Raw genomic sequence first — 18747 nt, 5'->3', positions numbered from 1 at the left:
TCGCATCGCGCAAAGCGACACCAGAAAGGCCGGCCGACACCTGCCGAAAATAACAGCGCGCGGATGGGATCGCCGCTCGGGCTATGCCCTGCCAGCTTGCTCATCCACGCGCTGAAGTAACCGAAGTTTGCGCGCCGTGTGGCGGAGTTTACTCCGCCGTCGACATATTTCCGGATTGTTGGCACGATTGTTGCGGCGGTCGGACGACCGCCGCAACGGGTATCGTTACAGGAGAAAATCGCCTGCACCCAGCTGGACGTGGCCCTTCAGCTGAATCTCGAAGTCATGAACACCGTCGCCGTTCAAATCGGCCTGGATAACGGTAGCATCGTCCTGGTAGTGCCAAGCGAGCGCGCCAGCCTTCTTGTCGAACAAGGCATTCTCCTGCGCCTGGAAATGGAAGGTTGCATCGCCCAGCGCAGAGCCATTCGCATCGATCGCCGAGACATCGATCTTATCGGTGCCGTGCTGGAAGTCGGTGATGACGTCGCGGCTCCAGCCGGACCCGGTCTCCGTCGGTGCCTTGAAGGCGAAGGTATCCGAGCTGGTGCCACCGGCCATGATGTCCCTTCCGGCACCACCAATCAGGACGTCCGAGCCGGCGCCGCCCTTCAACACGTCATTTCCGCCGAGACCCTTGAAGGTCTCGTTGCCGCCGTTGGACTGACCGGTGTGTGGCAGGTAGTCGTTGCCATCGGTGCCGGTGTATACCTTCGTCGATGTGGTCGGTTGCGTCGGCGCGGTCGGCGCGGTCGGCGCGGTCGGTGCTGTCGGCGCTGTCGGTGCTGTCGGCGCTGTCGGCTCTGTCGGCGTGGTTGGCGCTGTCGGTTGCGTCGGCGTGGTTGGCGTTCCCGATACCGGGGCGGAGCCCGATTCGTAGGCACCCATATCGATAGTTCCAACGACGCGAGCGTCGCCGTCGAGATCGACCGAGTCGACGCCGTACTTGATGGTTCCGCTGTCGATTGCCGCCGAGCCCGAGGCGAGGTGGAAGTCGCCGTTCGCTGCATTCACGAAATGCGGGTCGATGCCGAGCTTGTTGCCGTTCGCCGCGCTCGGCGTCGCGTTGCCGCCGTCGGTCCTGACCGAGGCCTGGCCGGCCGTGCCATTGAAGGTGATGTTGTTGGCCCAGACGGTGTTCTGGTTGGTGTAGCCGCCGTACGACGTGTTATCGACCGCAGTGTTGTTCGGGTTGACCGACGGGTCCGCTACGGCGATGTTGTTGACCCAGGTGTTGTTGCTCGACTGCGCGTTACTGAGTTCGCCGCGCCAGGTGCCGTCGTTCAGCGGGTCCTGGTTGTTGTGGTATGCGGTGTTGTTCTGCACCGTGACGGAGTCGCTCCAGGCAACCTGAATGCCTTTGCCGCCGTTCTCGTAGACGAGGTTGTTCTCGACCAGGGTCTTGAACGTGTAGTTCGGATGACCGCTGGTCTGCGTGCTCTGGAAATCGTCGATGATGATACCGTTACCATCGGTGTGCGCACCCGTCTTGGTCACGTTGTCGTGCGAGATGTTGTCGCGCACGATCGTCCGGTAGCCTTCCGTCGAGGTATCGCCGGTGATGTTCCGGTTCTGGTAGATCGAGATGCCCGAGTACCAGCCCGACGACGCATTGTTGTAGGTCTCGTTGCCTTCGATCCTGATGAAGTCCGAATAGTTGAACTGAACGCCCGACTCCCCACTGTCGTGCACCTTGTTGTTGAGAATTGAGACGTGGTGGACGTTGTTCCCTTCGATGCCGTCACCGTTGCCGCCCTTGATGTCGAAGCCGTCGATCGTCACGTAGTTGGCGTTGACACTGATCCCGGTGTACGAGCCTGCGGGCGGCCGGATCAGCGCTGCGCCGGGCACTTCCGAGCGGAGCGTGATGTCGCCTGCTGCCGAGCCGTCCTTATCGAAGTTGATGCTCTCGTTGTAGGTCCCGGGCTTCACCACGACCTCGTCGCCTGGCTTAAGGTCCGCCCTCATCGCCTCACTGATCGTGCGAAAGGGAGAAGAGGCGCTGCCGTTTCCGCCGCTGCTGGTCGTCGATACGTAGTATGTTGTCATAGTCCTGTTCCTCAACTCTGACGTTGTGTTTGTCAGTTAATATTTTCTAGCTAATCAGCTGTTACGGCGGGGGTTATAGGACGTCATCCTGGGAAAGTGCAACAGCATCGCGGCAGTAAGTACTTGAGAAGTATGGCCATATTGCTGCCACAATGTCCCGATCACTCCGGAGTTACATTTTGAAATATTTGCGGAATTTTGAGTCGCTCAAAATGTGGCAGTATTTATATCTCGCACTCCGAGAATTATTCTTTCTGCAACTACAGCGATGTGCACGGATTGAAAACATTGCAAAAACTTGCTGGGTCTAAGCGGATTCCTTCGGCCAAAGGCGGAATCTGCATTTTTTGTGGATCTAGCGTTTTTTTGGGCAAATTCGGCTTCAAAAGTGATACTTATCGACATGCCACGGGAGGGCATGATCGTAGAATCGGCCACACCCCGAACTTCAAAATGAGCCCGATCAAAGGAATTGGCGGCAAGGCAATGCTCTCGTTTGCTGAGCCCGATACAACGATCGAGGTACTCGGAAAGCTGCTGCAGGCAGGCCGCAAGGAACCGCGCCAACCACTCACTCGAGCGGGGCTGAACCTGTTCCCAATTATACGCAGAGCAGGCGATCTCCGACCGTCAACATTGCTGAACCGGGCAGGACTCGCATCACTCGTTCAATTGCTTGCCGCTCAACCCATCGCCGAAGCGGCAGGCACGAGCGGCATCCTGGTGCGAGACCTCGGAACGGTGGTACCGAGAGCATTGCCTTTGCCAGGGCTGTCGCCGATACGACCTACGACGGTGAAGAAACGTACCTAAGGCATGAATGACAGCCGCCTGCGAACGGTCGCCGACGGCTTGCTAGTAAGAGACCGCAAGCCGGCGAGCGATCTTGTTTTAGCGACCTTGGAAAATCTTGATGATCTTCGGAGTAAAGCGGCGTTGTTTGACGTCGACGACATCGTCATAGGTAATGCGGCCGGAAACAACGGCGGCAACAAATCGCTCGCATGCAACCCTCGGAGCGTCTTTGTCCGAAACGTTTGTCACAAGCCCGGCGCCGCGACGTCCGTTTGCATCGAATCCCTTCGCGCATTCTTTTACCGCTTCACTTCTTGCCCTTGCGCTGCCCTGCAGCAGTGTGACGTAAGCATCGTAGTCCTGACGCGTAGGGACGCAGGCGGTCAGAAGTCCCATGGCAATCATCATTATTACGGTATGAGCGCGCATTTAAGTATTATCCCCTTAATTGCCCACCGACGGGCGTCCGATATCTATTTCGATTCGTGCGACGCGGGAAGACTACAGCTGAAATCCTATGGGTTCCGCCGAAAGCTAAAATAAATTGCTGTTAGTCGAAAATTATTCTCAGCGATCCAGGAAATGATCGAAGTAAACCTTGGGAATGGGGTAGGCGTAGACGCCTCGGTCGACGAAGCCGCGCCTGTAGAGGCAGTTTCTGAGCGCCGCATTGTAATGCAGGCTCTGTGGATCCGGCGAGCCGCGTTGCCATGAACCTGCTTCCGGAACGCACCAGCGGAGTGCCTTGTCGTATCGGGTCAGAAGGACCGGGTCGGTGTCGACCCGAACGCCGCGATAGGATTGATAGTTTGAAGGAGATTCTGCGGCCGAAATACAGCCCAGGCCAAGTGCAACGCCAACGACGGCCATCAATCTCATTGGATTTAATTCTCCCTTGATCGATCATCGAAGTAATCGAACGGGAGGTTATTTGTTTCAATGCCTGCGGGCAAGAGGGGCGCACTGCGGCAGCATGAAGCCGAAAAGTGTGAGCGATTTTCGGACGACATCATTCTCTAACTCTTTAATTTAGATACTGCCGCCGCAGCGCGGCGGCAGTCATCCCTCCTCTCCGCGGGTCAATCCAGGAGATCGGCCGGCACCTTGCCGCCATTTTCCGAAAGCCGCTTCATCAGCGCCTTGTGCAGCCACATATTCATTTTTGCGGAATCGTTGGTGTCGCCGGTATAGCCGAGTTCGGCGGCGAGCTCCTTGCGTTCGGTCAGGCTCGCATCCATCCCGACGGCTTTCATCAGGTCGACGATCGAGTGACGCCAATCGAGTTTCTGGCCGCTCTTTTTGACAGCGGCGTCGAGGATAGGGACGATATCGACCGCGGAGGCTGTGGCTGGGGCGCTGGCCGGTTTGCTCTGAGCGGGGGAGGCCGCAGGCGCCGGACTGGGCGCTGCCGACGGGGAAACGGGAGCCTGGGCGGGCGGCGTCTTTGGCGCGCCGGCTGCGGCCGGTTCGGCTGCTTTTGCTTCTCCGAAGATTGCATGCTTGATCTTGTCGAAAATGCCCATCCTTGAATCTCCAGTTTCGCTAAATGAGAACATGCTGAAACATGGAATTCCGGACGGACTTATCCAGACAAGAGGGAAGCTATTTTCGCAGGTTCAATCGTCGGCAGAAAAACAAATTCCTCGGATAGCTGTGCCCGATTTTTTTGAAGAGGTTCTGCGACGGGATGAAGATATGGAGTGCAACCGGAAGCTATAGTTTCCATCGCCGCTGCAAATGTCTCGGGATATGCTCCGTTCTGGTGCAGTCGGTCAGGAAATTCGTAGTCCGATAACCGTAGAGATCATTGCCGGCCATTAAATCGGCCTGCTGTGCGACATGCTGAAACATTCCGCATCCCGCCACGTTGCCTTGCCACGGATCGCCTGCAGACAGCAGGCGTCCAAATGATCGAAGGTACGCGCGTCCCTCGATTTTCAACCGCCGGACAGATCGCCGGCGAATGAAAACGGAGGAAGAAACATGACCCATAATCATCACGGACTATCGCTTGCGGTGCTTGCGTCGACTTGCGCCCTCCTTGCCATGCCGGCAGGCAAGGCCCATGCGATCGATGTCGGCGTGTCGGTGACTACAGGTAATGCCGTCAGCGCCGATGCCGGCGCGTCGCTCGGTAGAGGGAGCGGCATCGCTGCAGACGCCGATGCCTCCGTCGGCGGCTTAGACGGCATCAATGCCGATGTGAGTGCTGATGCCGGTGGCGGCAGTGGTCTCGACACAGATGCCAATGCCCGGCTCGGCGGTTCCGATGGAATAGACGCCAATGCCACGGCTTCGATCGGACGCAGCAGCCGCGTCGATGCCAATCTCGCTCTCGGCGGGGCGGAGGAGCAAAGCGGCGAAAGGTCCGCGGCTTACGGCACCCTCAACGCCTCCGAGGCGCGTATCGTGGAACTCTTCCGCAGCAGGCCCGTCGAAGAACAGCGCAAGATGCTCGTTCGTTGCGTCGATCTCTCCGCGTCAGGCGGTGGTGATTCCGGTCTTGCCGGTCTCTGCAGTCTGTTGCAGGCGACCGCCTCCCGCTGAACATGAAAGACCCGCCGAACCCAAAGGGCGCGGCGGGTCCTAAACTTAGCGTTCCGGTCAGTGCAGGATCTGGCTCAGGAACAGCTTGGTGCGTTCGTGCTGCGGATTGTCGAAGAATTCGGCCGGCGAATTCTGTTCGACGATCTGGCCCTGATCCATAAAGATGACGCGATTGGCGACCTGGCGGGCAAAGCCCATTTCATGCGTGACGCAAAGCATGGTCATGCCTTCCTCGGCAAGCCCCACCATGGTGTCGAGCACTTCCTTGATCATCTCAGGATCGAGCGCCGAAGTCGGTTCGTCGAATAGCATGATCTTCGGGTTCATGCAGAGCGACCGGGCGATCGCCACGCGCTGCTGCTGACCACCGGAAAGCTGACCTGGATATTTGTTGGCCTGTTCGGGGATCTTGACCCGCTTCAGGAAGTGCATGGCGATCTCTTCCGCCTGCTTCTTCGGCATCTTGCGCACCCAGATCGGCGCCAGCGTGCAGTTTTCCAGGATCGTCAGGTGCGGGAAGAGGTTGAAGTGCTGGAACACCATGCCGACTTCGCGCCTGACTTCATCGATCTTCTTCAGATCGTTGGTGAGCTCGGTGCCGTCGACGATGATCTGGCCCTTCTGATGCTCTTCCAGGCGGTTGATGCAGCGGATCATCGTCGATTTACCCGAGCCGGATGGGCCGGCGATGACGATGCGCTCGCCACGCATGACCTTCAGGTTGATGTCGCGCAACACGTGGAAATCGCCGTACCACTTGTTCATGTTGATGATTTCGATCGCCACTTCCGTTGCGGAAACGGTGAGCTTTTTAGCTGGAGCTTCAGCCATGATTGTTTTCCCTCATTCTTATCGTTTGTGGCCGGTGTCGAGGTGACGTTCGACGAATGCTGAATAGCGCGACATGCCGAAGCAGAAAAGCCAGAAGGCGAAGCCGGCAAATATCAGTCCCGTCAGCGGCGTTACTGCGGTCGCCCAGTTCGGATCGACGAAGTTGAGGCGGACGATGCCGAGAAGGTCGAACATGCTGATGATCGATACCAGCGAGGTATCCTTGAACATCCCGATGAAGGTGTTGACGATGCCCGGGATCACCAGCTTGATCGCTTGCGGCATGATGACCAACCGCATCTTCTGCCAGTAGCCCAGCCCCAGCGAATCCGCTCCCTCGAACTGCCCCTTGGGAATGGCCTGCAAGCCGCCACGGATGACTTCCGCCATATAGGCGGAGGCGAAAATCGATACCCCGATAATGGCGCGCAAGAGCTTGTCCACCGTCCAGCCGGCCGGCAGGAAAAGCGGCAGCATGACACTCGCCATGAACAGCACCGTAATCAGCGGTACGCCGCGGACGACTTCGATGAAGACGATGCAAATCATGCGGATGACCGGCATCTGTGAGCGCCTTCCGAGCGCCAGGATGATGCCGAGCGGGAAGGAGACGGCGATGCCGACGAAGGAGAGGACCAGCGTCACCAGCAGGCCGCCCCAGAGCGGGGTCTCGACGATTTCCAGGCCAAATCCACCATAAAGCACAAAGAAGGAAATGACCGGCAGCACGCCGAAGAGCAGGAGGGCGTTGAGGCCCTTGCGTGGTGCCGAAGGGATGAGCATCGGCACCAGCAGGAGCACGAAAAGAATGCCGACCAGCGTCGGGCGCCAACGCTCGTCAAGCGGATAACGACCAAAAATGAATTGGTCGAATTTGGCGTTGACGAAGGCCCAGCACGCACCGTTCCAGCTATCCGGCTGGATGCCGCCCTGTACGGCAGTGGCACAGAAGGTGCGGTCTGGGCCGCTCCAGACAGCTTGCACGAAGAGCCAGTCGATCGCATGGAGCATCGCCCAGGAGATAAAGACTAACGCCACCATGGTAAGAACGATGTCTTTCGGCGTGGCAAGCAGGTTGCGGCGAATCCAGGCGACCGCGCCCTTTTCTCCCGGTGGAGGCGGCTCCGGCGCGAGTATGGCGGTTCTGACGAAACTGTTGCTCATCTTACCTCTCCACCAGCGCCATCTTGGCATTGAACCAGTTCATGAACAGCGAAGTTACGATACTGAGCGCGAGGTAAATGACCATCCAGATGAGGATCACCTCGACGGCCTGACCGGTCTGGTTCAGCGTCGTGCTGCCGACGGCGACGAGATCGGCAAAACCGATGGCGATCGCCAGCGATGAGTTCTTGGTCAGATTGAGATATTGGCTGCTCAGCGGCGGAATGATGATGCGGAAGGCCTGCGGAATGACGACCAGCCGGGTGATCGACGAGGGATGAAGCCCTAGTGCGCCTGCCGCTTCCGTTTGTCCCTTCGCCACGCCGCGAATGCCCGCGCGCACGATCTCGGCGATGAAGGCTGCGGTGTAGAAGGAAAGCGCCAGGAAGAGCGACATGAACTCAGGCCCGACGACGGAGCCGCCGGTGAGGTTGAATTTACCCACGATCGGATAATCGAAGGAAAGCGGCGCGCCTGCGATCAGGAAGGCAATCAGCGGCAGGCCGATCAGCAGGCCGATCGAAGCCCAGATCGTGTGGAACGGCTGACCTGTGGCCGCCTGCCGGCGATGCGCCCATCGCGCCGTCGCGATGACGGCGATGATCGCGATGACGAAGGCGACACCGACGAGCCAGAAACCCTCACCGAAAATCGGCTTGGGGAAGGCAAGGCCGCGATTGTTCAGATAGGATCCGAGCGGCAGATGCAGCAACTCGCGCGCATTCGGCAGAACCGCCAGAACGCCCGAATACCAGAAGAAGATCACCAGCAGCGGCGGAATATTGCGGAAAATTTCCACATAGACCGTGCACAGCTTGGCAATCAGCCAGTTCCGCGACAAACGGCCGATGCCGATGATGAAGCCGATGATGGTGGCGGTGATGATGCCGGTCACAGCGATCAGCAGCGTGTTCAGAAGGCCGACGAGCAGCGCGCGGCCGTAGGTCGAATCGCTTGAATAGGCGATCAGCGACTGACCGACCTCGAAGCCGGCGCGGCCGTTCAGAAAGCCGAATCCCGATGCGATGTTGGCGCGCGCCAGATTGACGGCAGTGTTATGTGCAACCCACCAGACGAAGGCCACCAGCAATACGATGGTGAGAATCTGGAAGAAAATGCCCCGAATTCTCGGGTCGTAGAGGGCAGTCTGGAAGCTCCAGCCGCTCTTGGGTAAATGTGTCGAATCCACAGCCTGATGCGTCATGCCTGGCCAATTCCCCATTACGCTCCTTTTCGGAGCTTTTTATTGGAGGAGGAAAGGCGGTCGCCCGCCTTTCCGGCTTTCCTGCGTGATACCCCTCAGCGAACCGGCGGGGCGTACTGGATGCCGCCCTTGCTCCACAGGGCGTTGAGGCCGCGAGCGATCTTCAGCGGGCTGCCCTGGCCGATATTGCGCTCGAAGACTTCGCCGTAATTGCCCACGTTCTTGACGATGTTGTAGGCCCAATCGTTGGTCAGCCCGAGATCGGTGCCGATCTTGGTGTCTGCTTCCACGCCGAGGAAGCGCTTAATGTCAGGGTTCGGCGAATTTTTCATGTCGTCGACATTCGCCTGGGTGATGCCGAACTCTTCAGCATTGATCATGGCGTAGCCAACCCAGCTGACGATGTCGAACCACTGGTCGTCACCCTGGCGAACAGCCGGCGCCAGCGGCTCCTTGGAGATGATTTCCGGAAGGATCGCGTGCTCGTCGGGGTTCTTCAGCGTCAAACGCAGCGAATAGAGGCCGGACTGGTCGGTCGTGTAGACGTCGCAGCGGCCGGCATCATAGGCGGCGTTAACCTCGTCCAGCTTTTCGAAGACGACCGGATTGTACTGAAGGTTGTTTGCCTTGAAGTAGTCGGCGAGGTTGAGCTCGGTGGTGGTGCCCGACTGTACGCAGACGGACGCGCCGGAAAGCTCGAGCGCCGACTTCACGTTCAGGCTCTTGCGGACCATGAAGCCCTGGCCGTCATAATAGTTGACGAAACGGAAGTTCAGGCCGAGAGCGGTGTCGCGGTTGATCGACCAGGTCGTGTTGCGGGCCAGAACATCGACTTCGCCGGACTGAAGCGCCGGGAAACGGTTGGCGGCGCTGAGCGGGGTGAACTTCACCTTCGTGGGGTCGCCGAAGACGGCTGAAGCGACGGCCTTGCAGAAATCGACGTCGAAGCCGGCCCAATTGCCGGAAGCGTCGGGTGCAGCAAAGCCGGCCAGGCCGGTATTGACGCCGCATTGTACGAAACCCTTCGCCTTGACGTCACCGAGAGTGGTGGCCGAGGCTGCCGATGCGCCAAGTGCCAAAACCGCTGCGCCGATGGCGGCGGACAGGAGCTTATTCTTCATTTTCCCAACCTTTTTCCGTTGTCTTATCTTTATCTTGTGGGGAGTGCGCCTGAACGTTGCGTCGGCCTCCCCAATCGTCTCGACACCCTCCCGGCGCGAGTGGGTCTATCACAGTCGCAAATGTCACTATGGTCAAGTGTCGCCATCAATAATTGCGGCAAAATTCAGAAATTTGGTCAATTGCGCCGCATTCATAGGCGGCTGGTCAGGAAATGGGCGTCCGATTGCGGAAAAATAACGCGAAAATCATACTTTTCGATGGGATGCGCCCCAGAGTCCCGAGGGGTTGACCGGAGGCGACGGGGCGTCCAAAAGTCTCGTTTTCGCGTTCTTCGCCAAAGGCTATTCCCGATCATGAAAGACAAAGACAGCTTGCTGCAGAATGCCGGTATCAACACCCGCCTGAGCCATATCGGCAACGATCCCTTCGACTATCACGGTTTCGTCAATCCGCCGGTCGTGCATGCCTCGACGGTGCTGTTTCCGAATGCCCGGACGATGGAGACGCGTTCGCAGAAATACACCTACGGGACCCGCGGCACGCCGACGACGGATGCGCTCTGCGAGGCGATCGACGCGCTGGAAGGTTCGGCCGGCACCATCCTCGTTCCCTCGGGGCTTGCGGCCGTCACCATTCCGTTCCTGGGTTTCGTTGCCGCCGGCGACCATGCTCTTGTCGTCGATTCGGTTTACGGTCCGACCCGCCATTTCTGCGACACGATGCTGAAGCGGCTCGGCGTCGAGGTGGAATATTACGACCCATCGATCGGCGCCGGCATAGAGGCGCTGTTTCGGCCGAACACGAAGATCGTGCACACCGAGGCTCCGGGCTCTAACACCTTCGAGATGCAGGATATTCCGGCGATCTCGGCGGTTGCCCACCGCCACGGCGCCGTCGTCATGATGGACAATACCTGGGCGACGCCGCTTTACTTCCGGCCGCTCGATCATGGCGTCGACATCTCCATCCACGCGGCGACGAAATATCCGTCCGGCCATTCCGACATTCTGCTCGGGACGGTGTCGGCCAATGCCGAGCATTGGGAGCGCCTGAAGGAGGCGAATGGCGTGCTCGGCATCTGCGGCGCACCCGATGATGCCTACCAGATCCTGCGCGGATTGCGCACCATGGGTCTACGCCTCGAGCGTCACTATGAAAGCGCGCTTGCTATCGCCGAATGGCTGGAGGGCAGGGAGGATGTCGCGCGGGTGCTGCATCCGGCGCTGCCGAGTTTCCCCTCCCATCATCTCTGGAAGCGCGATTTCAAGGGGGCGAGCGGCATCTTTTCCTTCGTGCTTGCCGCCGATGGTCGCGAGCAGTCTAGGGCAAAGGCGCATGCCTTCCTCGATGCGCTGCGGATCTTCGGCCTCGGCTATTCCTGGGGCGGCTTCGAAAGCCTCGCTTTGCACGCCTATCTCAACGACCGCAAGGTCGCCAAGGCGCCGACCGACGGCGCGGTCATCCGCCTGCAGATCGGCATCGAAGATGTGGCCGACCTCAAGGCCGATATCGAACGCGGGTTTGCGGCGGCAAGCGCCGTCTGAGGGCGGGCGTGGAGCGCCGCCGTCGCTTGCGGCGCTCTATGGCCGCGTGGCGCGATAGCCGTAGATCCAGTCGAGATCCGCCGCCAGGCTTTGCGGAGGCTTCAGCCCGAGCACGAGGTCGCGGCCGATCCGGATCGGCCCTCTCGCATGATAGGCAAACCGGTTGAAGGCGCCGCGCTGGCGAAGCTTGGCGATGCGCGGCGCGCGATGCCTTTCGAAATGCGCCAGCGCTTCGGCGACGGGACGATCCGAAAGAAACGCGGCAAGTTCGTAGGCATCTTCGATTGCCATCGCCGCTCCCTGGGCGGCAAAGGGCATCATCGCATGAGCGGCGTCGCCGATCAGAACCGCCTTGCCGTCCTGCCACGCGCCCGATGTGGTTTCGAACAGCGGCCAGAATGTCAGCTTCCGCTGCCTTTCGAGCAGCGAGACCATGGCCGCGTTCCAGCCGGCAAGACGCGATCGCAGCTGTGCGCGCTGCTCTGCCGTCGGCTCGCTTTGCCAGGCCTGCGGCGCAATATTGCCGGCGGTGATTGCCACCATGTTGAAGCTGCCGGTCTCCTTCAGCGGATAGCTGACCAGATGCGCCGACCCGCCGAGGAAAGCGGAAACGCTTGTCCGATCGAGGAAGCCGGGGGCTTCATCCTCGGCAATGGTGAAGCGGTAGGCGATATTGCCGGAAAAACGCGGCGAGGGGCTGCCCGCAATGGATTGCCGCAGCTTCGACCAGACGCCGTCGGCGCCGATCACGACATCAGCCGGCCGTTCGGAAGGCGGCGGACCCGCTTCCATGCGCATGCCGAGACGAAGCCGGCAGAGCGGATCGGCTTCGACCGCGGCGAGCAGCGCTTTCTGCAAAGTGGTGCGGTGCAGGACGCCATAAGGTGCGCCCCAGCGCTGCCGCGCGAATTTGCCTGCCGGCACCGCCGCAAGCTGGCGCAGCGAACTGCCCGAAATCAGCCGGATGCTCTCCGGTTCGAGCCAGATCTTTGAAAGCCCGTCGAGGATGCCGAGGTCGGCAAGAATGCGCGAGGCATTCGGCGAAAGCTGCAACCCGGCGCCGACTTCGGTGAGTTCGTCCGCCTGTTCGAAAATCTCCGAGCTGATGCCCCGGCGCGAAAGCGACAGAGCAGCGGTCAGCCCCGCAATTCCGGCGCCGATGATGGCGGCATGTTCGACCGGCATTGCCTCTCCGATCCGGATTCTGATCGGGTTACGCCGCCTTCACATGGAAAACGCAGCCGGCCGGATTGGTCTGGCTGGGCTTGAGGGAAGAATTGAAGCGATAGAGCGTCGAACAATAGGAGCAGACCTTCTCGTTGTCGTCGCCCATGTCGATAAAGATGTGCGGGTGATCGAAGGGAACCGAAGCGCCCGTGCACATGAATTCCTTTACGCCGACCTCGATGACGCGATGACCGCCGTCGTTCTGGAAGTGAGGAATGTTGTGGCCGGCCATGTCGATCTCCGAATGCTTTGAAATTTGCGCGAACCTTATAAGCCTTCGTCGCAAATGTGTAGAGCCAAAGCGCCCCGGCAAGCACAGTTTTCAGCCACGGTTTTTGGCTTCACGCTGGCAGGCGGCTCGATTATGGTCGCGCCAAAAAGGAAGACCCGATGAACCTGAACACTCCAGTTTTTTCAAGCTTCACCCATGACGGATTGCGGCTCGCCTTTTTCGACGAAGGCGATCCCTCCGGTGTACCCGTCCTGTTGATTCACGGCTTTGCCTCGACGGCAAACGTCAACTGGGTGCATCCGGCCTGGCTGAAGACGCTCGGCGATGCCGGCTACCGGGTGATCGCCATCGACAATCGCGGCCATGGCGCGAGCGACAAGCCGCATGATGCCGAAGCCTATCGTCCATGGGTGATGGCCGCCGATGCGATCGCCTTGCTCGACCATCTCGGCATCGCCGAAGCCAATCTCATGGGGTATTCGATGGGCGCGCGCATTTCCGTCTTTGCCGCACTCGCCAATCCGCATCGCGTCCGCTCGCTGGTGCTCGGCGGCCTCGGCATCGGCATGACCGACGGCGTCGGCGACTGGGACCCGATTGCCGATGCGCTGCTGGCTCCGTCGCTGGACGTCGTGACGCATGACCGCGGCCGCATGTTCCGCGCCTTCGCCGAACAGACGAAGAGCGATCGCACCGCGCTCGCCGCCTGCATTCGCGGCTCGCGCGATCTCGTCGCCCGCTCCGATATGGCCAAACTCGACATGCCGGCGCTGATCGGCGTCGGCACCCGGGACGATATCGCCGGCTCGCCGCAGCAGCTGGCGGCACTGATGCCCGAAGCCGAGGCGCTCGATATTCCCGGCCGCGATCACATGCTCGCCGTCGGCGACAGGGTTTTCAAGCAGGCGGTGCTGGCCTTCTATGCAAGGGTTGCCGAGGGCTGACATCATCGTGATGCCGAAAAACCGTTCTAAAAAACCATGGTGACGGTACCCATTTATGTTATGGGCGTTTTCCACTATATACTGGCATTGCGGAAACGGCATTCCTGTTGGTAACGAGGAGAGCGGCGATGGTCGCCAAGACAGACATTCGTGCTTTTGAAACAGGCCATCCATTGAAGGTGATGGATCCCATCTGGGACAGCTTGCGCGAGGAAGCCCGCACTGCCGCCGAAACGGACCCGGTTCTCGCCGCCTTTCTCTATTCGACGGTGATCAATCACCGTTCGCTCGAAGAATGCGTCATTCACCGCATCTGCGAACGCCTCGATCACCCCGACATGCAGGCGATCCTCCTGCGCCAGACCTTCGAGGAAATGCTCGCCGATTGGCCGGAATGGAGCTCGATCCTACGCGTCGATATCCAGGCGGTCTATGACCGCGATCCCGCTTGCCTGCGTTTCATGGAGGCGGTGCTCTATTTCAAGGGTTTCCATGCGCTGCAGACGCATCGTCTGGCCCATTGGCTGCTGAACCGCGGCAGGCGTGACTTCGCCCTCTATCTGCAAAGCCGCTCCTCCAGCGTTTTCCAGACCGACATCAATCCGGCCGCCCGTATCGGCAAGGGTATCTTCCTCGACCATGCCACCGGCCTCGTGATCGGCGAAACGGCGGTTGTCGGCGACAATGTCTCGATCCTGCATGGTGTCACGCTCGGCGGCACCGGCAAGGAGGGCGCCGACCGCCATCCGAAGATCGGCAGCGGCGTCATGATCGGCGCCGGCGCGAAGATTCTCGGCAACATCGAGATCGGCTTCTGCTCGCGCGTCGCTGCCGGTTCCGTCGTCCTCAAGGCGGTGCCGCCGAAGAAGACGGTCGCCGGCGTGCCGGCCAAGGTCGTCGGCGAGGCCGGTTGTTCCGAACCGTCGCGCAACATGGACCAGGTGATCGGCGCCGACATCTGAGCGCCTGTTGGAAAAAGGATAGGAAAAGCCGGTAGGAACCGAGCGGGGACAGCCACTGCCCAAGCGGCAGCCCGCCTTTACACCGCTGCTTTTCCTGTGCAAGAAGCGGCCAATCAAGACCGCTTACGGAGATGACAGAGTGAAGCCTGAAGAAATCAAGAAGCTCGACGCCTATTTCAAGCGCATGTTCAACCCGCAGATGATCGTCAAGGCGCGTCCGCGCAAGAATGATTCTGCGGAAGTCTATCTCGGCGAAGAATTTCTGGGCGTCGTCTATATCGATGACGAGGACGGCGACCGCTCCTACAACTTTTCGATGGCGATCCTCGACGTCGATCTTTGATCGCGCTCGAAAGTTTTCAAGAGGACCGGGCGGCGCGATCCGCCCGGTTTTTTTGTTTTTTTGCTTCTCAAGCAATTTTTTTTAAAATCTCCGGTTGTGGCCATCTGATATATATTAGCAAAATCAGTTAAAGACGCACGTGCCCCGGCGCGAGGCCTTTGTTTTATTGCTGTCATACAACCCATGGGTTGTTTTGCGTCGCACAAGACTACTTGACTATTTGTGCGTCGCAGCTACCCTGCCGCCATCCCACAGCCCAACGGAGGACGGTCATGTTCAACTTTGACGATGCAAACAGGAAGAGCAAGGAAGCCGTAGATACGGCGCTGAGAACCTATTCCGATACGGCGAGGGGCTTTCAGGCAATCGCCGCCGAAGCTGCTGAATATTCGAAGAAGTCCTTTCAGGATGCGGTGACGCATTTCGAAACGCTGGCCGGCGCGAAGAGCTTCGAGGCCGTATTCGAACTGCAGACCAGCTACGTCAAGTCCAGCTATGAGAATTTCGTTTCAGAAGCCACCAAGCTCGGCGAAATGTACGCCGATCTCGCCAAGTTCGCCTACAAGCCTTACGAGGCTCCGATCGCCGCTGCCGTCGCCAAGACGGGCAGGCAGGCGCCGCCGGCAACGCCTGCCGCCGCATGAGTTGATTGCCACGGCGCAACTTGCGCGACATATTGAAATACCGGGACCGGCTACGCATCTGTAGCCGGTCTTTTTTGTTTCCACTTTCGCCACAGCGTCCGCTTGGATCGGGCCCGGGGACTTTTTTAGTCTTTCCCGTGCATGCCGGCATTTCTTGATTGCAGTGTCTGACAGGGGGCTTAAAATCGGCCTATTATGAACTAAGTTAGTGTTTCAGATATTCGGCGGGAAAAGCACCCTCCCATGCTCCGCCGGATTGATCGAGGAATGAATGACAATGATCGCAAAGCCGATCCGGATGCAGAACGACAGCGAAAGGAACGGGGACAACGGAAATCGCGGAACCTCGGTCATCACCCGCACCAAGCCGAAGACCAAGAAGCCCAACCTCTACCGCGTGCTGCTTCTGAATGACGACTACACACCGATGGAATTCGTCATTCATATTCTGGAGCGTTTTTTCAGAAGGATCGTGAAAGTGCCACCCGCATCATGCTCCATGTCCACAATCACGGCGTCGGCGAATGCGGAATATTCACATACGAGGTAGCGGAAACGAAGGTCAGCCAGGTGATGGACTTCGCCCGGCAGCACCAGCATCCGCTGCAATGCGTCATGGAAAAGAAGTGAGGATCTGAACGTGCCAACATTTTCGCCTAGTTTAGAGAAGGCGCTCCATCAGGCACTGACCTTTGCCAACGAGCGGCATCACGAATATGCGACGCTCGAGCATCTGCTGCTCGCCCTGATCGACGATGCCGATGCGGCCGCGGTCATGGGTGCCTGCAACGTCGATCTCGACGCGCTGCGCAAGACGCTCGTCGAATATGTCGATAACGAACTTTCCAATCTGATCACCGGATATGACGAGGATTCGAAGCCGACCTCCGGCTTCCAGCGCGTCATCCAGCGCGCCGTCATCCATGTGCAGTCTTCCGGGCGCGAAGAGGTGACCGGCGCCAACGTGCTCGTCGCGATTTTCGCCGAGCGCGAAAGCCATGCCGCTTATTTCCTGCAGGAGCAGGAGATGACCCGCTACGATGCCGTCAACTACATCTCTCATGGCATTGGCAAGCGGCCGGGCGCGTCTGAGGCCCGCCCTCCGCGCGGCGCCGAAGAGGAAGCCGAGAGCAAGCCGACGGCACGCGGCGGCGAGGAAGAGGGCGGCCCCAAGAAGCAGCAGGATGCGCTGAAAGCCTATTGCGTCAATCTTAACGAGAAGGCCAAAGGCGGCAAGATCGATCCGCTGATCGGCCGTCACGCCGAAGTGAGCCGTACCATCCAGATCCTCTGCCGCCGTTCGAAGAACAATCCGCTCTATGTCGGTGATCCCGGAGTCGGCAAGACGGCGATCGCCGAAGGCCTCGCCAAGCGCATCGTCGAGGGCAAGGTTCCCGAGGCGCTCGCCGATGCGACGATCTTCTCGCTCGACATGGGCACGCTGCTCGCCGGCACGCGCTACCGCGGCGATTTCGAGGAGCGCCTGAAGCAGGTCGTCAAGGAGCTGGAAGAATATCCGGGTGCGGTGCTGTTTATCGACGAGATCCATACGGTGATCGGCGCCGGTGCCACCTCGGGCGGGGCGATGGATGCGTCGAACCTCCTGAAGCCGGCGCTGTCATCAGGCGCGATCCGCTGCATCGGTTCGACCACCTACAAGGAATATCGCCAGTTCTTCGAGAAGGACCGGGCGCTGGTGCGTCGTTTCCAGAAGATCGACGTCAGCGAGCCGTCGATCAACGATGCGATCGAGATCATGAAGGGTTTGAAGCCCTATTTCGAAGAGCATCATCACCTGCGTTATTCGAACGACGCGATCAAATCGGCCGTCGAACTCTCGGCCCGCTACATCTCCGACCGCAAGCTGCCGGACAAGGCGATCGACGTGATCGACGAAACCGGTGCGGCCCAGATGCTGCTGCCGCCGTCGAAGCGCCGCAAGCTGATCACCGAAAAGGAGATCGAGGCAACGATCGCCACGATGGCGCGTATTCCGCCGAAGACCGTTTCCAAGGATGACGAAGCGGTGCTCGCCAATCTCGAGCAGGAACTGCGCTCGGTCGTCTACGGCCAGGATATCGCCATCGAAGCCCTTTCGACCTCGATCAAGCTGGCGCGTGCCGGCCTTCGCGAGCCGAACAAGCCGATCGGCTCCTATGTTTTCTCCGGTCCAACCGGCGTCGGCAAGACCGAGGTCGCAAAGCAGCTGGCGTCGTCGCTCGGCGTCGAGCTTCTGCGCTTCGACATGTCGGAATATATGGAGCGGCATACGGTCTCGCGTCTGCTCGGTGCACCTCCCGGCTATGTCGGTTTCGATCAGGGCGGTCTTCTCACAGATGGCGTCGACCAGCATCCGCATTGCGTGGTCCTGCTCGACGAAATCGAAAAGGCGCATCCTGACATTTATAATATCCTGCTGCAGGTCATGGATCATGGCACGCTGACCGACCATAACGGCAAGAAGATCGACTTCCGCAACGTCATCCTGATCATGACGACCAATGCGGGTGCGTCCGAAATGGCCAAGGCCGCGATCGGCTTCGGCTCGTCCAAGCGCACCGGCGAGGACGAGGAGGCGCTGACCCGTCTGTTCACGCCGGAGTTCCGCAACCGTCTCGACGCGATCATTCCCTTCGCGGCGCTACCGACGGCCGTCATTCACAAGGTCGTGCAGAAGTTCATCATGCAGCTGGAGGCCCAGCTTTCCGAACGGAACGTTACCTTCGACCTGCATGAGGACGCGATCGCCTGGCTGGCGGAAAAGGGTTACGACGAGAAGATGGGCGCCCGCCCGCTTGCCCGCGTCATCCAGGACACTATCAAGAAGCCGCTTGCCAACGAAATCCTCTTCGGCAAGCTGAAGAAGGGCGGCGTCGTCAACGTCACCGTCGGTCCGAAGGAAGACGGCAAGCCCGGCATCGTGCTGGAAGCCATACCGGATACGGCGCCGATCAAGCCGAAGCCGGAAGCTGAAGTCGTGCATCCCGAGGCCGACGGCGAGGGCGATGGCGAGCTGAAGACGAAGGCGGCCCCAAGACCCGCGCCAAGACGGTCCCGCAGGCAGAGCCTGAAGTTCGCGACGCCCCGAAGAAGGGAAGCACGGTCCCCAAGGTTCCGCGCAAGAAGTGAGATCTTGCCA

Annotated in this window: 17 protein-coding genes and 2 pseudogenes; 9 read left to right on the top strand and 10 right to left on the bottom strand. The window is 59.6% G+C overall.

What is annotated here, in order from left to right:
• Nucleotides 1-225 precede the first annotated feature (225 nt).
• The gene (locus tag MHI61_RS13945) at nucleotides 226-2049 is read right to left on the bottom strand and encodes a right-handed parallel beta-helix repeat-containing protein (RefSeq protein ID WP_239792442.1); all 1824 of its coding nucleotides are present in this window, start codon (nucleotides 2047-2049) and stop codon (nucleotides 226-228) included.
• Between the two features lie 279 nt (nucleotides 2050-2328).
• Here MHI61_RS13945 and MHI61_RS13940 point away from each other — a divergent pair, with 279 nt between their 5' ends.
• Nucleotides 2329-2862, top strand: a complete 534-nt coding sequence (locus MHI61_RS13940) for a hypothetical protein (protein ID WP_239792441.1) — start codon at nucleotides 2329-2331, stop codon at nucleotides 2860-2862.
• A 78-nt stretch (nucleotides 2863-2940) separates the two neighbouring features.
• On the opposite strand, the gene MHI61_RS13935 is transcribed toward MHI61_RS13940, so the two are convergent.
• The 3 genes from MHI61_RS13935 to MHI61_RS13925 form a co-directional block, all read right to left on the bottom strand.
• Complete coding sequence (locus tag MHI61_RS13935) at nucleotides 2941-3273, bottom strand: hypothetical protein (protein ID WP_239792440.1); 333 nt, start codon at nucleotides 3271-3273, stop codon at nucleotides 2941-2943.
• A gap of 138 nt (nucleotides 3274-3411) precedes the next feature.
• On the bottom strand, nucleotides 3412-3723 hold the full coding sequence (locus MHI61_RS13930) for a hypothetical protein (protein ID WP_239792439.1): 312 nt from the start codon (nucleotides 3721-3723) through the stop codon (nucleotides 3412-3414).
• Between the two features lie 200 nt (nucleotides 3724-3923).
• Entirely contained in the window at nucleotides 3924-4367 is a 444-nt protein-coding gene (locus MHI61_RS13925; RefSeq protein WP_239792438.1) for a DUF3597 domain-containing protein, read from the bottom strand.
• Between the two features lie 460 nt (nucleotides 4368-4827).
• Here MHI61_RS13925 and MHI61_RS13920 point away from each other — a divergent pair, with 460 nt between their 5' ends.
• Complete coding sequence (locus MHI61_RS13920) at nucleotides 4828-5391, top strand: hypothetical protein (protein WP_239792437.1); 564 nt, start codon at nucleotides 4828-4830, stop codon at nucleotides 5389-5391.
• Nucleotides 5392-5448: 57 nt separating this feature from the next.
• Here the strand turns inward: MHI61_RS13920 and MHI61_RS13915 are convergent, their stop codons facing one another.
• The 4 genes from MHI61_RS13915 to MHI61_RS13900 form a co-directional block, all read right to left on the bottom strand.
• Complete coding sequence (locus tag MHI61_RS13915) at nucleotides 5449-6222, bottom strand: amino acid ABC transporter ATP-binding protein (protein ID WP_038688615.1); 774 nt, start codon at nucleotides 6220-6222, stop codon at nucleotides 5449-5451.
• A gap of 18 nt (nucleotides 6223-6240) precedes the next feature.
• On the bottom strand, nucleotides 6241-7386 hold the full coding sequence (locus MHI61_RS13910) for an amino acid ABC transporter permease (protein WP_097579147.1): 1146 nt from the start codon (nucleotides 7384-7386) through the stop codon (nucleotides 6241-6243).
• 1 nt (nucleotide 7387) lies between these two features.
• On the bottom strand, nucleotides 7388-8590 hold the full coding sequence (locus MHI61_RS13905) for an amino acid ABC transporter permease (RefSeq protein ID WP_239792436.1): 1203 nt from the start codon (nucleotides 8588-8590) through the stop codon (nucleotides 7388-7390).
• Nucleotides 8591-8685: 95 nt separating this feature from the next.
• Nucleotides 8686-9711: an amino acid ABC transporter substrate-binding protein gene (locus MHI61_RS13900; protein ID WP_239792435.1), complete on the bottom strand. Its 1026-nt coding sequence runs from the start codon at nucleotides 9709-9711 to the stop codon at nucleotides 8686-8688.
• A gap of 354 nt (nucleotides 9712-10065) precedes the next feature.
• Between MHI61_RS13900 and MHI61_RS13895 the strand changes: the two genes are divergently transcribed.
• The gene (locus MHI61_RS13895) at nucleotides 10066-11256 is read left to right on the top strand and encodes a cystathionine beta-lyase (RefSeq protein ID WP_239792434.1); all 1191 of its coding nucleotides are present in this window, start codon (nucleotides 10066-10068) and stop codon (nucleotides 11254-11256) included.
• 36 nt (nucleotides 11257-11292) lie between these two features.
• Here the strand turns inward: MHI61_RS13895 and MHI61_RS13890 are convergent, their stop codons facing one another.
• The gene (locus tag MHI61_RS13890) at nucleotides 11293-12441 is read right to left on the bottom strand and encodes an FAD-dependent monooxygenase (RefSeq protein ID WP_239792433.1); all 1149 of its coding nucleotides are present in this window, start codon (nucleotides 12439-12441) and stop codon (nucleotides 11293-11295) included.
• Between the two features lie 28 nt (nucleotides 12442-12469).
• Complete coding sequence (locus MHI61_RS13885) at nucleotides 12470-12715, bottom strand: zinc-finger domain-containing protein (RefSeq protein WP_010024961.1); 246 nt, start codon at nucleotides 12713-12715, stop codon at nucleotides 12470-12472.
• 158 nt (nucleotides 12716-12873) lie between these two features.
• On the opposite strand from MHI61_RS13885, the gene MHI61_RS13880 reads away from it, so the two are divergent.
• The 6 genes and pseudogenes from MHI61_RS13880 to clpA all read left to right on the top strand — a co-directional run bounded on the left by MHI61_RS13880 (nucleotide 12874) and on the right by clpA (nucleotide 18737).
• Nucleotides 12874-13659: an alpha/beta fold hydrolase gene (locus MHI61_RS13880; protein WP_239792432.1), complete on the top strand. Its 786-nt coding sequence runs from the start codon at nucleotides 12874-12876 to the stop codon at nucleotides 13657-13659.
• Nucleotides 13660-13787: 128 nt separating this feature from the next.
• Nucleotides 13788-14621 carry a serine O-acetyltransferase gene (gene cysE / locus MHI61_RS13875; RefSeq protein WP_004675925.1) on the top strand — a complete coding sequence of 278 codons (834 nt, stop codon included), beginning with the start codon at nucleotides 13788-13790 and terminating at the stop codon, nucleotides 14619-14621.
• Between the two features lie 139 nt (nucleotides 14622-14760).
• Nucleotides 14761-14964 (top strand): DUF3126 family protein, encoded by a 204-nt coding sequence (locus MHI61_RS13870; RefSeq protein WP_038688627.1) that lies wholly within the window; start codon nucleotides 14761-14763, stop codon nucleotides 14962-14964.
• Between the two features lie 272 nt (nucleotides 14965-15236).
• Nucleotides 15237-15608, top strand: a complete 372-nt coding sequence (locus MHI61_RS13865; protein ID WP_222139773.1) for a phasin family protein — start codon at nucleotides 15237-15239, stop codon at nucleotides 15606-15608.
• Nucleotides 15609-15885: 277 nt separating this feature from the next.
• Nucleotides 15886-16238: pseudogene (clpS, locus tag MHI61_RS13860) on the top strand (ATP-dependent Clp protease adapter ClpS).
• A 10-nt stretch (nucleotides 16239-16248) separates the two neighbouring features.
• Nucleotides 16249-18737: pseudogene (gene clpA, locus MHI61_RS13855) on the top strand (ATP-dependent Clp protease ATP-binding subunit ClpA).
• Nucleotides 18738-18747: the final 10 nt, after the last annotated feature.

This window comes from Rhizobium sp. K102, from assembly GCF_022385315.1.
GTDB classification, from domain to species: Bacteria; Pseudomonadota; Alphaproteobacteria; order Rhizobiales; family Rhizobiaceae; genus Rhizobium; species Rhizobium croatiense.
This window is presented reverse-complemented; position numbering and strand designations above follow the sequence as displayed.

What these genes read in the sequence shown, in the direction of transcription:
- MHI61_RS13945 (WP_239792442.1), bottom strand. Translation starts at nt 2,049, where the DNA reads ATGACAACATACTACGTATCGACGACCAGCAGCGGCGGAAACGGCAGC.
- MHI61_RS13935 (WP_239792440.1), bottom strand. Translation starts at nt 3,273, where the DNA reads ATGCGCGCTCATACCGTAATAATGATGATTGCCATGGGACTTCTGACC.
- MHI61_RS13930 (WP_239792439.1), bottom strand. Translation starts at nt 3,723, where the DNA reads ATGAGATTGATGGCCGTCGTTGGCGTTGCACTTGGCCTGGGCTGTATT.
- MHI61_RS13925 (WP_239792438.1), bottom strand. Translation starts at nt 4,367, where the DNA reads ATGGGCATTTTCGACAAGATCAAGCATGCAATCTTCGGAGAAGCAAAA.
- MHI61_RS13920 (WP_239792437.1), top strand. Translation starts at nt 4,828, where the DNA reads ATGACCCATAATCATCACGGACTATCGCTTGCGGTGCTTGCGTCGACT.
- MHI61_RS13915 (WP_038688615.1), bottom strand. Translation starts at nt 6,222, where the DNA reads ATGGCTGAAGCTCCAGCTAAAAAGCTCACCGTTTCCGCAACGGAAGTG.
- MHI61_RS13910 (WP_097579147.1), bottom strand. Translation starts at nt 7,386, where the DNA reads ATGAGCAACAGTTTCGTCAGAACCGCCATACTCGCGCCGGAGCCGCCT.
- MHI61_RS13905 (WP_239792436.1), bottom strand. Translation starts at nt 8,590, where the DNA reads ATGACGCATCAGGCTGTGGATTCGACACATTTACCCAAGAGCGGCTGG.
- MHI61_RS13900 (WP_239792435.1), bottom strand. Translation starts at nt 9,711, where the DNA reads ATGAAGAATAAGCTCCTGTCCGCCGCCATCGGCGCAGCGGTTTTGGCA.
- MHI61_RS13895 (WP_239792434.1), top strand. Translation starts at nt 10,066, where the DNA reads ATGAAAGACAAAGACAGCTTGCTGCAGAATGCCGGTATCAACACCCGC.
- MHI61_RS13890 (WP_239792433.1), bottom strand. Translation starts at nt 12,441, where the DNA reads ATGCCGGTCGAACATGCCGCCATCATCGGCGCCGGAATTGCGGGGCTG.
- MHI61_RS13885 (WP_010024961.1), bottom strand. Translation starts at nt 12,715, where the DNA reads ATGGCCGGCCACAACATTCCTCACTTCCAGAACGACGGCGGTCATCGC.
- MHI61_RS13880 (WP_239792432.1), top strand. Translation starts at nt 12,874, where the DNA reads ATGAACCTGAACACTCCAGTTTTTTCAAGCTTCACCCATGACGGATTG.
- cysE (WP_004675925.1), top strand. Translation starts at nt 13,788, where the DNA reads ATGGTCGCCAAGACAGACATTCGTGCTTTTGAAACAGGCCATCCATTG.
- MHI61_RS13865 (WP_222139773.1), top strand. Translation starts at nt 15,237, where the DNA reads ATGTTCAACTTTGACGATGCAAACAGGAAGAGCAAGGAAGCCGTAGAT.